The organism is Xenorhabdus sp. BG5 (assembly GCF_015163665.1).
In the GTDB taxonomy this organism is placed as follows: Bacteria; Pseudomonadota; Gammaproteobacteria; order Enterobacterales; family Enterobacteriaceae; genus Xenorhabdus.
Genome location: NZ_JADEUG010000005.1, coordinates 73,918 through 87,985, shown reverse-complemented (window position 1 = coordinate 87,985; position 14,068 = coordinate 73,918). Strand labels below are relative to the sequence as shown.

The 14,068-nt window shown below is 42.1% G+C and carries 14 protein-coding genes; 6 read left to right on the top strand and 8 right to left on the bottom strand.

Going from position 1 to position 14,068, the window contains the following annotated elements; genetic code table 11:
• Positions 1–165: 165 nt before the first annotated feature.
• A complete protein-coding gene (gene gloA, locus IQ209_RS04450) occupies positions 166–573 on the bottom strand; it encodes a lactoylglutathione lyase (protein ID WP_193849374.1) in 408 nt (135 codons plus the stop codon).
• A 239-nt stretch (positions 574–812) separates the two neighbouring features.
• Here gloA and IQ209_RS04445 point away from each other — a divergent pair, with 239 nt between their 5' ends.
• Entirely contained in the window at positions 813–1,052 is a 240-nt protein-coding gene (locus tag IQ209_RS04445; protein ID WP_193849372.1) for a DUF1289 domain-containing protein, read from the top strand.
• A 678-nt stretch (positions 1,053–1,730) separates the two neighbouring features.
• Complete coding sequence (gene slyA, locus IQ209_RS04440; protein WP_099132866.1) at positions 1,731–2,168, top strand: transcriptional regulator SlyA; 438 nt, start codon at positions 1,731–1,733, stop codon at positions 2,166–2,168.
• An 83-nt stretch (positions 2,169–2,251) separates the two neighbouring features.
• Here slyA and IQ209_RS04435 read toward each other — a convergent pair whose 3' ends face one another.
• Positions 2,252–2,725 (bottom strand): glycine zipper 2TM domain-containing protein, encoded by a 474-nt coding sequence (locus tag IQ209_RS04435; RefSeq protein ID WP_193849370.1) that lies wholly within the window; start codon positions 2,723–2,725, stop codon positions 2,252–2,254.
• A gap of 370 nt (positions 2,726–3,095) precedes the next feature.
• Between IQ209_RS04435 and anmK the strand changes: the two genes are divergently transcribed.
• The 4 genes from anmK (at position 3,096) to pdxY (ending at position 7,443) form a co-directional block, all read left to right on the top strand.
• The gene (gene anmK, locus IQ209_RS04430) at positions 3,096–4,205 is read left to right on the top strand and encodes an anhydro-N-acetylmuramic acid kinase (RefSeq protein ID WP_193849368.1); all 1,110 of its coding nucleotides are present in this window, start codon (positions 3,096–3,098) and stop codon (positions 4,203–4,205) included.
• Positions 4,206–4,308: 103 nt separating this feature from the next.
• Positions 4,309–4,962 (top strand): pyridoxamine 5'-phosphate oxidase, encoded by a 654-nt coding sequence (pdxH, locus tag IQ209_RS04425; protein ID WP_193849366.1) that lies wholly within the window; start codon positions 4,309–4,311, stop codon positions 4,960–4,962.
• A 225-nt stretch (positions 4,963–5,187) separates the two neighbouring features.
• Complete coding sequence (tyrS, locus tag IQ209_RS04420; protein ID WP_193849364.1) at positions 5,188–6,459, top strand: tyrosine--tRNA ligase; 1,272 nt, start codon at positions 5,188–5,190, stop codon at positions 6,457–6,459.
• Positions 6,460–6,564: 105 nt separating this feature from the next.
• Positions 6,565–7,443, top strand: a complete 879-nt coding sequence (gene pdxY / locus IQ209_RS04415) for a pyridoxal kinase PdxY (RefSeq protein WP_193849362.1) — start codon at positions 6,565–6,567, stop codon at positions 7,441–7,443.
• A 57-nt stretch (positions 7,444–7,500) separates the two neighbouring features.
• On the opposite strand, the gene fabI is transcribed toward pdxY, so the two are convergent.
• From fabI to sapA, 6 genes are all read right to left on the bottom strand, one after another.
• Positions 7,501–8,289, bottom strand: a complete 789-nt coding sequence (fabI, locus tag IQ209_RS04410; RefSeq protein WP_189760283.1) for an enoyl-ACP reductase FabI — start codon at positions 8,287–8,289, stop codon at positions 7,501–7,503.
• Between the two features lie 207 nt (positions 8,290–8,496).
• A complete protein-coding gene (sapF, locus tag IQ209_RS04405; protein ID WP_193849360.1) occupies positions 8,497–9,306 on the bottom strand; it encodes a putrescine export ABC transporter ATP-binding protein SapF in 810 nt (269 codons plus the stop codon).
• The gene (gene sapD, locus IQ209_RS04400; RefSeq protein ID WP_193849358.1) at positions 9,307–10,299 is read right to left on the bottom strand and encodes a putrescine export ABC transporter ATP-binding protein SapD; all 993 of its coding nucleotides are present in this window, start codon (positions 10,297–10,299) and stop codon (positions 9,307–9,309) included. It abuts the gene before it with no gap.
• On the bottom strand, positions 10,299–11,186 hold the full coding sequence (gene sapC / locus IQ209_RS04395) for a putrescine export ABC transporter permease SapC (protein ID WP_193849356.1): 888 nt from the start codon (positions 11,184–11,186) through the stop codon (positions 10,299–10,301). The genes sapD and sapC overlap by 1 nt, the downstream gene beginning before the upstream one ends.
• Complete coding sequence (gene sapB / locus IQ209_RS04390) at positions 11,173–12,138, bottom strand: putrescine export ABC transporter permease SapB (RefSeq protein ID WP_193849354.1); 966 nt, start codon at positions 12,136–12,138, stop codon at positions 11,173–11,175. Before sapB ends, sapC begins: the two co-directional genes overlap by 14 nt.
• Complete coding sequence (gene sapA, locus IQ209_RS04385) at positions 12,135–13,874, bottom strand: ABC transporter substrate-binding protein SapA (RefSeq protein WP_193849352.1); 1,740 nt, start codon at positions 13,872–13,874, stop codon at positions 12,135–12,137. Before sapA ends, sapB begins: the two co-directional genes overlap by 4 nt.
• Positions 13,875–14,068 lie beyond the last annotated feature (194 nt).

Genomic DNA, 14,068 nt, shown 5'->3' with positions numbered 1-14,068 from the left:
TTAGCTTCAGGATTCTATTTTTTAACTTTGGAATAGTGGGTATTATGACAAAATTTGGTGTGTCTTGCAGAAGTAATGCATATTCGATGGGGAATTAAAGGGCAAGATGCCCTTATTTAGGTATTTAAATAATTTCTAACTATAACTCGATAGTTATTAATAGCGTTAGTTGCCTAATGCATTGCTGGCACATGAATTTTCGATGAGTTCAATCTTATAGCCATCAGGATCTTCAACGAATGCAATAACGGTTGTTCCACCTTTAACTGGCCCTGCTTCGCGAACTACTTTTCCTCCAGCAAGTTTGATGCGTTCACAAGTTGCCGCAACATCATCAACCCCTAAGGCGATATGTCCAAATGCGGTTCCCATTTCATAGTTTACAACATCCCAATTATAGGTTAGCTCAATGACTGCGCCTTGACTTTCATCGGTATAACCAACAAACGCGAGAGAATACTTATACTCTGGATTTTCGCTGGTGCGAAGTAAACGCATACCCATTACCTGGGTATAGAAATCAATCGAGCGCTGCATGTTGCCAACACGGATCATAGTGTGGAGTAAACGCATGATTACCTCTTGATCTTTATAGTTTTATTGCGAAACATAGCTTTATTACAAGAACTTAGCTCATATATGCATATGCTTGGTTAATATAACGTATATAGATCAAATAATTCAAATTATCCGGTTTGTTTACCTTTAGGTTGTTACCCTTTTATTTTGAAATGACATGGGCGAAGTTTATACTGATTAATAAATGGCCTCATAGTGGGAATGCTTGATAAGCTTGGGTGTAGGGGGATGAGATGGCTGAACAATTAGAATTTTTTGCTATTCCGAACCCTTGTCGGGGAGTTTGTGAATCTGATCCCCGTGGTTTTTGCCGAGGATGTTATCGTAGTAGGGAAGAGCGATTTATATGGATGAAATTATCGGATAGTGAAAAAAGAGAAATATTGCGGTTATGTCATCAGAGAAAACTAAGAAGTCTGAGAAAGAAGGAAGAGGAAAGCCATATTATTCCAAGACAACCCGATTTATTTTAATTCCATTCTGAATTGGCTAAAAAATATCTTTTATATGAATTATAGTTTAGGATGATCGTAAAAATAAGGAATATTACTAGCAATAAATGATATATCATTTATATTACATTTCTTTTATTTGACATAAGTCATTTCAAAATATCACTTCTGTTGTTTATCTTAATCATTTCAGTAAAAATTTCTTATTAAAGAATTACTTATTGAACAAAAAAGAAACCACTTTGTTATCTTATTGTTTTTTATGTTATTTATTTTGGTGTTATCAATTTCTGTAAGAGAAAAATGATATTAATGTAAAAATATATAGATTAGTATTTGGATGGCGGTTATTCTTATAGAACTTTAACCGAGTGGAAATGTATATATTTTGGGGGGTTGTACTTTTTTTGTTGATATTTAAACTTACAATAGTTTAGTTGAAGGATTATTTTATACAGTTTATATCGTTGGTGGATTAATGCGCGATTTTATTCGGTGCGCCGTACAATTTCGCTCTTTAGGGCGACGAAGATGTCAACTTTGAGTAACAAGCCAACGCGATACTAATTAGGTAATTAGCGAAATTGCTGACTATGCTAATGCAAGCATGATATAGAGTGCGTATCCATTATTCATATGAATAAACTGATTGGATAATTCATTGATGTTATATGAGTCTCTAATTATAAGGAGGGGTAATTGGAATTGACATTGGGATCAGATCTGGCACGTTTAGTCCGTATCTGGCGCGCTTTAATTGATCATCGTTTGAAACCGTTGAAATTAACTCAGACGCATTGGGTTACTCTATACAATATTAGTCAACTACCACCAGAGCAGTCCCAGATACAGCTCGCAAAAGCTATTGGTATTGAGCAACCCTCTTTGGTGAGAACGCTTGATCAATTAGAAGAAAAGAAACTGATTACACGCCACACATGTGCCAATGATCGACGTGCAAAAAGAATCAAATTAACCAAAGAATCGGAAAACTTTATTAGAGAAGTGGATAGTGTTATTGGTTCGACAAGAAAAGAAATTTTGGAGGGAATTACTCATGATGAGTTAATTCTGCTTGCTTCTGTAATAAAGAAAATTGAAAAAAATATTAACCAATTGCACAAACAGGTAATATAAAAACTAATCTATAATAATAAAATCGCGGCCCAGATCTTGTTACTGGTAAACCGCGATTTTTTGTCTTGCGTTATTTAAACATTTTAGAGTGGTGATACAGTCAAAGAATCTCCGCTGTTTGCGATCCTGACACGTTGCCCTCTGCTGAATACGATGCTGTCTAACTTTTGTACTATGATGATATTTTTTCCGCTGTCCATACGAATTTCTAGCTCAATACCTTTCGTTTGGTCTAAAGCACCTTCGATTCTTTGGCCAGCCATGCCGCCAGCAATAGCACCTGCAGCTGTGGCAAGCCTTTGACCGGAACCATCACCAACTGTATTACCTAGCAGTCCTCCTAAAACAGCACCACCAATGAGGCCTAACATATTAGGATCACCAGCTTGCTTACCTTTAATCGTGATGGGGCGTACAGATAGAATGGTGCCATAAGTCACAGTTTGAGCTTGCTTGGCTTGACCAATAGAGTAAGTATCACTAGACAGTGCTCCCATGTCTGCACAGCCAGACAACGTGGTTACTGCAACTGCGCCAACCAGGAAACGTTTTAACATAATCACTCCTAATTTTAATGCCCGATAGGGAAGCTTGAGAATAAACTTATCACCAAGTGTTCGGCTACTATTCTCAGTAGTAGATACTATTCTCAGTAGTAGATACTATTGTTAGCAGTAGAACTAATAAATTTGCCGGCTACTAATCATGCATATTTACATATAATAAATGTTCACGATGAACTCTGAAAGGAATAATTCCTGACCAAAAGTTTAGCATGTTTTGTGAAGAGCTTTCCAAAACTCAGATTTTATCTCTGATAATGCTTATTAAACATATATAGTCCGAATAGATGTGTTTTATAGTTTACGCAAGATTAAATGTAATCCACATGTTAAATGTTATCCATTATTTAATAGAGGAATATTTATGAAGTCAGGACGTTATATTGGTGTGATGTCTGGCACCAGCATGGATGGGGTTGATGTTATTTTGGCGGAGATTAGTGATAAAATTGTTACTCAACAAGTGAGTTATAGCCATCCTTTTCCGCAAGAGCTTAAGCAAAAATTGCTATCCATTTGTCAAGGACAGCAGACGACATTATCAATGGTCGGAAGATTTGACTATGAGCTTGGCACTCTCTTTGCGGAAGCTGTTCAAGGGCTACTGAATAAAGCAGGGCTGACTGCAAATGATATTATAGCAGTCGGATGTCATGGGCAGACCGTATGGCATGAGCCGGATGGTGAAAAACCTTTTACTATGCAAATCGGTGACAATAACCGTGTAGCAGCACTTACCAATATTACAACGGTCGGTGATTTCAGACGGCGTGACATGGCTTATGGTGGGCAAGGCGCGCCTTTAGTACCCGCATTCCATATGGCTGTATTGGGTCATCCGACAGAAAGGCGTATTATTTTAAACATTGGCGGAATAGCAAATATTTCAGCACTTCTGCCTAATTCAGCCGTTAAGGGATATGACACCGGGCCGGGCAACATGTTGATGGATGCTTGGACATGGCGGCATAATCAATTGCCTTATGATAAAGATGCACAATGGGCCAGTGAAGGAACTGTTAATGCATCTTTACTCCAGAAAATGCTTTCTGATCCTTATTTCGCACGTACGGCACCGAAGAGTACAGGGCGTGAATATTTTAATATGGCATGGTTGGAAAAACAGTTGGCTGATTTCCCTGATGTTGCACCAGTGGATGTTCAAGCCACATTAGCTGAACTAACGGCTGTAAGCATTGCTCAACAAGTGATGCTAAGTGGTGGATGTGATCGCCTTCTGGTATGTGGCGGCGGGGCGCGTAATCCATTCGTAATGAATCGGCTATCGGCTTTATTGCCGGGTACTGAAGTGACCACAACAGACAAATATGGTTTGAGTGGGGATGACATGGAAGCACTGGCATTTGCCTGGCTGGCATTCCGAACAATGTCTGGGCTGTCTGGTAATTTACCATCAGTCACAGGTGCGGATAGAGAAACGATATTAGGGGCAATTTACCCGGTTGTCAGATAATTGGTTGGATAATGGTCAGTTAACAGATGATCATTATTAGAAGACAGTTGGCTAACAGATAACAATGGTATGCTAATACTCATTAATAAATCGAGAGTTAGAAATGTCAGAAAATAATGAAACCGACATCGCAGAACTGCGCCGTGAATATATACGTGGTGGGTTAAGGCGAAAAGATCTTACCGAAGAACCGATTGAACTTTTTGAACGTTGGTTAAAACAGGCTTGTGAAGCAAAGCTTAGCGATCCGACGGCAATGTGTATTGCGACAGTCGATGAGCATGGGCAACCTTATCAACGCATCGTTTTATTAAAACATTTTGATGCTAATAACTTGATATTCTACACTAATCTTAGCAGTCGTAAGGCAAAACATCTGGCCCAGAATAATCGGATCAGTCTCCACTTTCCCTGGTATCAATTGGAACGACAGGTCAGTTTTCTCGGCAGAGCTGAGCGTTTATCTCCGGTTGAGGTTGTAAAATATTTTCATAGCCGTCCGAGGGATAGCCAAATTGCAGCCTGGGCTTCCCAACAATCCTCAAAGGTTTCAGCCAGAAGCATTTTGGAAGGGAAGTTTTTGGAGTTGAAACAGAAATTCCAAAATGGTGAAGTCCCTCTTCCTAGTTTTTGGGGCGGATTCAAGGTCAAATTTGACTCAGTTGAATTTTGGCAGGGCGGTGCCCATCGTCTTCATGATCGTTTCCTGTATCAACGTGATGGTGATAAGTGGAATGTTGACCGTTTGGCTCCTTAAATTGCAAATTACAGCCAATCAGGCAGTGATTTGCAAAGTAGGGGAAATAATTACTGTTTTTAATACTGGCACTTATATGACTGGCGTTTTATGCTATAGCACTTGATTTATCACGAGATGCTTATATACCCAATAGGTTTCAAGTTGCAGCGTAGCTAATAAGCCGGCAACGTGAAAGAAGAGTATAGAAATATAAGCAAAGTATACAAACTGATGGAGTCATTAATGTCTAGCAATAACCTGATTAAACAACTGCAAGAGCGGGGCCTTGTTGCCCAGGTAACGGATGAAGACGCGTTAGCTGAGAGACTGGCGCAAGGTCCGGTTTCTCTCTATTGTGGCTTTGATCCTACCGCTGACAGCTTGCATTTGGGCCATCTGGTTCCCTTGCTGTGTTTAAAACGATTCCAACTTGCTGGGCATAAACCTATTGCGTTGGTTGGTGGGGCAACAGGTTTGATTGGTGATCCAAGCTTTAAAGCAACCGAACGCAAATTAAATACAGGGGAAACGGTCAAAGAGTGGGTTGAGAAAATTCGTAACCAAGTTTCCCCGTTCCTTAGCTTTGATGGTGAAAATGGTGCAGAGTTAGCCAATAACTACGATTGGTTTGGTCAAATGGATGTGCTGACCTTCCTGCGTGATATCGGTAAGCATTTTTCCGTAAACCAGATGATCAACAAAGAAGCAGTAAAACAACGCCTTAATCGTGATGATGTTGGTATTTCCTACACTGAGTTTTCTTATAACCTATTGCAGTCTTATGACTTTGCAAATTTGAATGGAAAATATGGTGTTGAATTACAGATTGGTGGTTCAGATCAATGGGGTAACATTACTTCAGGTATTGATTTGACGCGTCGCTTAAACCAGAAACAAGTGTTTGGCATGACTGTGCCACTGATCACCAAGTCAGACGGAACTAAATTTGGTAAGACTGAAGGTGGAGCGGTTTGGTTGGATCCGAAGAAAACGAGTCCGTACAAATTTTACCAGTTCTGGATTAACACAGCAGATGCAGATGTTTACCGTTTCTTGAAATTCTTTACTTTCATGACCATTGAAGAAATTAATGCGCTGGAGGAAGAAGATAAGAACAGCGGTAAAGCTCCACGTGCCCAATATGTACTGGCAGAACAAGTTACTGGTCTGGTGCATGGCGAAGCAGGTCTTGCAGCAGCGAAACGTATCACTGAGAGTTTATTCTCAGGAGCGATTGCTGATTTGACCGAAGACGATTTCGCTCAATTGGCACAAGATGGAATGCCGACAATAGAACTTGAAAAAGGTGCGGATCTGCAACAAGCACTGGTCACCGCCGAATTTGTTCCTTCCCGTGGGCAGGCTCGTACCATGATCAGCTCTAATGCGGTTTCCATCAACGGTGAAAAACAATCCGAACCTATGTATGTATTTACGGATAATGATTGTTTATTTGGGCGTTATAGTTTATTACGCCGTGGTAAGAAACATTATTGCCTCATCAATTGGAAATAATTAACTGATATTATTAAGGGCAACGATAATGTTGCCCTTAATATATCTGGTGTCTTTATAAATATTATCTATTCATAAATTAAAAATAATAAACCAGGCCTTATCATGAATAATGTTCTTTCAATTCAGTCTCATGTTGTCTTTGGTCATGCCGGAAACAGTGCGGCTGTTTTTCCGATGCGTCGTATGGGAATGAACGTATGGGCATTAAATACGGTTCAATTTTCAAACCATACCCAATATCCTCAATGGCGTGGTTGTGTCATGCCGCCGGAACATTTGACTGAAATCGTACAGGGAATTGGTGAAATTAATAAACTCGCATCCTGTAATGCAGTCCTGAGTGGTTATATTGGTTCTGCGGAGCAGGGAAATTATATCCTTGATATCGTGAAGCAGGTTAAAGAAGCCAACCCTGATGCATGGTATTTCTGTGACCCTGTCATGGGACATCCAGAAAAAGGATGCATAGTTGCTCCAGGCGTTGCAGAATTTTTATGTGATAAAGCTCTGCCAGCCAGTGATGTTATTGCACCTAATTTGTTGGAGCTTGAAACATTGACGATGCGGAAAATTAGCAGCGTAGAACAAGCGATATCTGCTGCGCGTGAGTTATGTGAAAAAGGTCCCAGGATTGTATTGGTTAAGCATTTGAGTCGTGCAGGTTATCAGGCCGATTGTTTTGAAATGCTTTTGGTAACTAAAGAACATAGTTGGCACGTTAGTCGCCCATTAATTGATACAGGAGCACGTCAACCCGTTGGTGTTGGTGACTTAACGAGTGGTTTGTTTCTCGCTGATCTATTAAAAAGCCCTTCTTTGACAAATGAAGCATTACAAGCGGCCTTAGAACATGTTGCCGCTGCGGTCTACGAAGTGATGCTGGAAACGCAGAAGAGTGAGGAATATGAATTACAGATTGTTGCTGCGCAAGATAAGATAGTCACTCCAGAACATCAATTTCATGCTGTCAGAATAGACTAATAATTAAAAAACAGTCCCACCCATAATTTTATGGATGGAACTGTTTTTAACATACTATTACTTTAACTCTAACTCATTCATGGCCGCAATGCTGAAGCCACCATCAACATGCAAGATCTCACCGCTAATACCACCAGCCAGATCTGAACACAAGAAGGCAGCCGCATTACCGACATCCTCTGTTGTCACAGTGCGGCGAATAGGTGTAACCGCTTCACAGTGCGCCAGCATCTTACGGAAATCTTTGATACCAGAAGCCGCCAGAGTACGGATTGGGCCAGCAGAGATACCATTAACACGAACACCTTCAGTACCCATTGCATTTGCCATATAACGCACGTTTGCTTCCAGAGAAGCTTTCGCCAGACCCATTACGTTATAGTTAGGAATTGCACGCTCAGCACCCAAATAACTCAAGGTGAGCAGGGCAGAACCTGGATTCAGCATATTACGGCAGACTTTTGCCATTGCGACAAAACTGTATGCACTGATGTCGTGGGCAATTTTGAAACCTTCACGGTTAACAGCGTTAACATAGTCACCATCAAGCTGGTCAGCCGGCGCATAACCGATAGAGTGCACAAAACCATCGAATTTAGGCCATACTTTGCCTAATTCAACGAACAATGCGTCGATACTTTCATCTTCAGCCACGTCACATGGTAGAACGATATCTGAATTCAGTGATGCGGCGAATTCTTCGACACGAGGTTTCAACTTGTCATTTTGGTAAGTGAAAGCCAGCTCAGCTCCTTGATCGTGCATTGCCTTGGCAATTCCATAAGCAATAGACAGTTTGCTGGCGACGCCAGTAATGAGAATGCGCTTGCCGGTCATGAAACCCATAGCAGTATCCTTATTGTTCTTTAATGATCAAAATTGTTCTTTGTGATCAAACACCAAAAGTCATGGATAAACAGAAATAATAAATCTCTAACCATAACTGCGGTATTTATGGTGAATAAACGGGGATGATTCTACCATGCCGGAGGAAAATGTGGTGAGTTTCCCATTCTGTTCCGATCAGTGATTAAAATACATCCCATAAAAACATCAGGTGATATCCTGTCGCCATGCTTCAGCAGACAGGGCTTCACCAAAATGGCTGGCTATCAATTTGCGTGTAATATCATGCAGCGGAGAAGCCAGTACTTCCGCTGTATTGCCACGTTCGACAACTTCCCCTTGATGCATGACCAGAACTTGATCACTGATATGTTTCATCATACCGAGATGTTGGGTGACATAGATATATGAAATACCGTGTTTTTCCTGTAATTCCAGCATCAAGTTGATGATTTGGGAACGCATCGATACATCAAGGGACGCCAGGGCTTCGTCTGCAACAATGATTTGTGGCTGCAATATTAAAGCCCGTGCCAAAGCCACCCGCTGTTTCTGCCCTGATGCGAGCATATGTGGGTAATAATTGGCATGATCTGGCAATAAACCAACCTGGCGTAATGTTTGGTTGATACGTTTTTCCCGTTCGGAGGGAGATAACTTCGTATTCAAAATTAATGGCATATCCAGAATCTGACCAATGCGTTGACGAGGATTCAGTGAGGTGCTGGGATCTTGAAAAATCATACGAATGCGCTGGCTGCGGTAGCTATAATCCCCGTAAGACAGCTTATGACCGTTAATCAGAATTTCACCTGAACTTGGTTCAATAACCCCTGATAACATTCTCGCGAGTGTAGATTTACCTGAGCCATTTGCGCCAAGGATAGCGAGGGTTTTTTTCGGTTGCAGGGTAAAACTCACCGGTTTTACGGCGTTGAGTTGATGACGGCGAAATAATCCGGTTCGATAGCGAAATGTTTTAGTCAGGTTTTTAACTTCCAGCAATGACTCAACCACTTACGATTCCTCCATATTCAAAGGGAAATGGCAGGCGAATGCATGGCTCTTAATCACCCGTAGCCGTGGGGTTGCAATACAGGTTTTTTGTGCATAAGGGCAACGTGGCCCCAAACGGCAACCTACCGGCAAATGTTCCAGTGATGGAATAACGCCAGACAGTGTGTTTAGCCGACTTTTGTGTGGTAACGGACTGCCGAAATCAGGAATTGAACGGATCAGCGCTTGCGTATAGGGATGGTAAGGTTTTACCAGCAACTCATCCGGTGTAGCGCTTTCCACTGTCTGACCGCAATACAACACATTGATGCGTTTGACCAGTTTACTCATCATTTGCAGGTCATGACTGATTAACAGGATAGTCATGTTGTTGTTCTGATTGAGGCTCGACAGCAAACGGAATATTTGTGCCTGTGTCGTTGGTTCCATTGCATTGGTCGGTTCATCCGCAATCAGCAATCGTGGCTGGTTGGCAAGTGCAATGGCAATCATCACTTTTTGACATTCACCTTCTGTTAATTCATAAGGGTAACTGTGCATAATGTCGGAGTGATCTTTAATACCAACACGGTGCAACAACTCAATTGCACGACGTTTTCGCCAATTAACTCTCCGCCACCAACGGCCTTTATAAGTCCATCTAGGAATAGATTGAATAATCTGTTTACCAATATTTTCTGATGGATCGAGACATGACTGTGGCTCCTGAAAAATCATTGAAATATTGTGCCCAATCACCTTACGGCGTTGTCGTGGTGTCAGGCGCAATAAATCAATGTCGTTAAAACGGAAACGATCTGCGGTTACTTTGAGGTTATCTTTTGTGACGCCACAAATCGCTTTGGCAATCAAACTCTTGCCGGAGCCTGATTCGCCAGCCAAACCCAGTATTTCACCTTCTGTCAGTGAAATACTCATTCGGTCAACAGCTTTGACGGGGCCTTCCGCTGTCATGAATTCAATGGTGAGGTTTCGAATATCAAGTAATGGCATCATTCGACTCCTGCGTTAATAGCGTGGTGAAGACCATCACCCAGTAAGTTAACCAGCAAAACGCTGAGCATAATTGCTGCTCCGGGTAACATAACAGTCCAGGGGGCAGCATAGATCAATTCTAATGAATCTCCCAGCATGGTTCCCCATTCGGGAGAGGGTAGTTGTGCTCCAAGGTTGAGAAATCCCAGTGCGGCAATATCAAGAATAGCGATGGAGAGGGTTCGGGTTAATTCACTGACTATCACCGCAGTAATATTGGGGAGAACGGCATAACGTAAAATATGGTAGTTTGAAGCGCCATCCAGACGCGCTGCAATAATATATTCTTTATCCAGTTCGTCATGCACAGCAGTATAAACGGTACGTACTATTCTTGGCAGCAATGCCAGAAAAACGGCAATCATGGCATGGTGCAGGCTGGCACCAACAAAAGCAACCACAATGATAGCCAGTAGCAATGAGGGAATAGAGAGCAAGGTATCAAGAATATGGTTCATCACCGCCGATCTCAAACCATGAGTCATGCCTGCAATGCTACCGATGATTAACCCTACAATGGCTGCTGCCGCAGTAACCACCAATGCTCCCCCAAATGTGGAAGACGTGCCAATCAATAGACGGCTGAAAATATCACGACCGAGATCGTCAGTTCCAAGGAAGAAGGCGACATTACCGTGATGTGACCATGAAGGTGGCATAAGTTGGGACATGAATTGTTGGTCAAGCCGATATGGGGCGAAAATATCGCCCAACAGGCACAGTGCAATTAAAATTAACACCCCATAAAAACCTGTCATTGCTAATATATCAGCATAGAAAAACCGCCAGATAACTCTCAATGGCGACGGCATTTTTTTTTCACGGTAAAAATTATCTAACGGCATACCATTCCTTATGCTTCAAGGGATTAGCCATTGCACCAATAATATCTGTCAGAATATTAACGGAAATAACCAGTGTGCCTACCACCATGACACCCGCCGAGATTGCGGAATAATCCTGCTGGCGGATAGCGCTGATGAGCCAGCGCCCTAAACCTGGCCAGTTAAAGACTTGCTCTGTCACCATAGCTAATGTGAGCATGGTTGAAAATTGTAACCCTAATTTAGGGATGATAGGCGGCAAGGCATTATGCAATAAATGGCGACGAATGATAGTAAACCGTGATAAACCACGTGTTGCTGCCGACTTGATATAATTTTCACCTGAAACTTCTTCTGCACTATTGCGCATCAAACGGATAACTTCGGTCGTAGGCGCAACGGCCAGTGTTATAACGGGCAGAATCATATGCAGAATAACACTCATGATCATTTCATTGCGATAGGGTGACTTTGATAGCCAGGCATCAATCAGTGCAGAGCCAGTGACAGGCTCCATCCGATAGAGTAAATCAAAACGTCCTGAGACAGGCAGCCAGCCTAAATAAAGTGAAAAAAACAGAGTCAGTAACAACGCCAGCCAGAAAACAGGAATGGAAAAACCGCATAGGGAAAATGTACTGATAATGATATCGACTTTTTTATTGCGCCAGACACCCGCAATAATCCCAAGGGGGATGCCAATTAGCAATGCCATGGAAAAAGAGAGGACACACAGCTCCATCGTGGCCGGGAGAACAGTATACAGTTGTTCGATAATCCGTTCCCCATTAATTCTGGAAATACCAAAATCCCATTGGAGTAAGCTACGGAAATAGTATACGTAAGCGTCTGACAGTGATGCACCGCTCAAAGCACCATGAGGTGTGAAATACATCAGGCTGAAACTGATTAATGAAAGAAAAAACAACGTCACAACCAGAAGCAACAAACGACGCAGGATATAAATAATCATTGGCTTCCCTTTTTATTTTCATCAGGAACGGTGGCTTCCTGTTCGCGGTAAACGTTGTCAAAGGAACTATTACCAAACGGGCTGAGCACCAATCCTTGAATGTTATAACGAGAGATTTGTAAACGCATCGAATAAGCCAGAGGTAACACAGGTAATTGCTGCGCGAGAATTTCTTGTGCAACATGATAATTTTTGATGCGTGAAGCAAGTTGTTGATTTAATAAAGCCTCATGCAGGGCTTCATCAAAAGCTGAGTTACACCAACGGCTCAGATTCGTTTGCGACGCAATGGCGGCACAGCTCAATAATGGGCGGAAAAAACTATCGGGATCGTTGCTATCAGTAGACCAACCTGCCAGCGTCATATCATGGGTTTTATCCATGAGTTGGTTTTCCTGAAAACGGCCTTCGACGGGACGGATAGACATCTTAATACCCACTTGTGCCAAATCGGCCTGAATCAGCTCCGCCATTTTTAGAGGGCTTGGGTTATAGGATTGTGAAGCCGTTGGCACCCATAAAGTTAATTCCAGCCCACTTAATCCCAGCTCATTTAACATCTTGCGGGATTTTTCAGGATTGTATTCGGTGATTTCAGCACGATTATCATACGCCCATGATGCACGAGGTAAAATAGAAGCCGCCGTCTCTGCCGTACCATAGTAAATGGATTTCATCAGGCGTTGGTTATTGATGGCGTAAGCAATGGCTTGACGAACGGCTAACTGGTTCAATGGTGGTTTACTGGTATTAAAAGCGAGATAAGCGATATTCATGCCTGAACGTAATGTCTGACGCAGATTGGGATCATCATGCAAAATGTTCCACTGATTAGCATCGGGATAAGCCAGTACATCGCATTCACCCGTGAGCAATTTTGAGATCCTGCCAGTGCCGCCCGCGCCAGTGTCTATCACAACCTGTTCCATGTGCGGTTTACCTTTCCAATACTTATCATGGCGAACAAGGCGGATAAATTGGTCCATTTGATAATCTTCCAGAATGAAGGGACCCGTTCCGACAGGTTTCCAATCTATTTGCCCTTGTCGATTTATTTGCTGTAATTTTTCAGCATATTCCTGGGACAGTATAGGAGCATAGTAGGTTGCCAGGTGCCAGAGAAAAGAAGCATCGGGTGCATTAAGGCGAAATTCGACAGTATATTGGTTGATTTTCCGAATATCCTTAACTGAATCACCAAATTGCAAACTGTCAAAATAGGGATAATGGCCACCATTAACGTCATGATAATCATGTGTTTTATCGAAGACACGACGGAAACTGAAAACGACATCATCAGCATTCATTGTGCGGGTTGGTGTAAACCAATCGGTTGATTGGAAAGCAACATTATGACGCAAATAGAGGCGATAAGTTGCCCCGTTATCCCGCACTTTCCAATCAGTAGCCAGTTCAGGAATCAGACGATAGGTAAGAGGATCAACGCCCAGCAGGCGATTATAAATCTGCGCTGCAAGCGTATCTACAGTCAAGCCGCTGATAGCCATTTGTGGATTAAACGTATTCAAATTGCCATTAACGCAATAAATAAAACCGTTCTGCCGTAAGGATGCTGAAATATGAGACAGACTCTCTGAGGTACTGTTTGGCCTCGACTCTGGAATCATATGAGTCGGTTCTGGAATGGGTTCCGCAGCAGTTTCTGGAGTCGCATTCTTGGCCGCCAGAGTAGGGGCGGAAATCAATAACATAATCCAGTAAATCAAATAACGCATATAAAATGTCAGTCATAAAAAAGAGTTTGGCCATTGTAACTTAATTAACGCTTTCTGCTCAAAAACAACGGGCAGATCACGATAATGAGAAAAATTCTCAATAAAATGCTTTACAAATGTAATTGATAAGTATTATCATTCGCATGTGCTTTCAGGGAGACACCTTGCAATAGCAAGTATATCTCTCAGAAAAG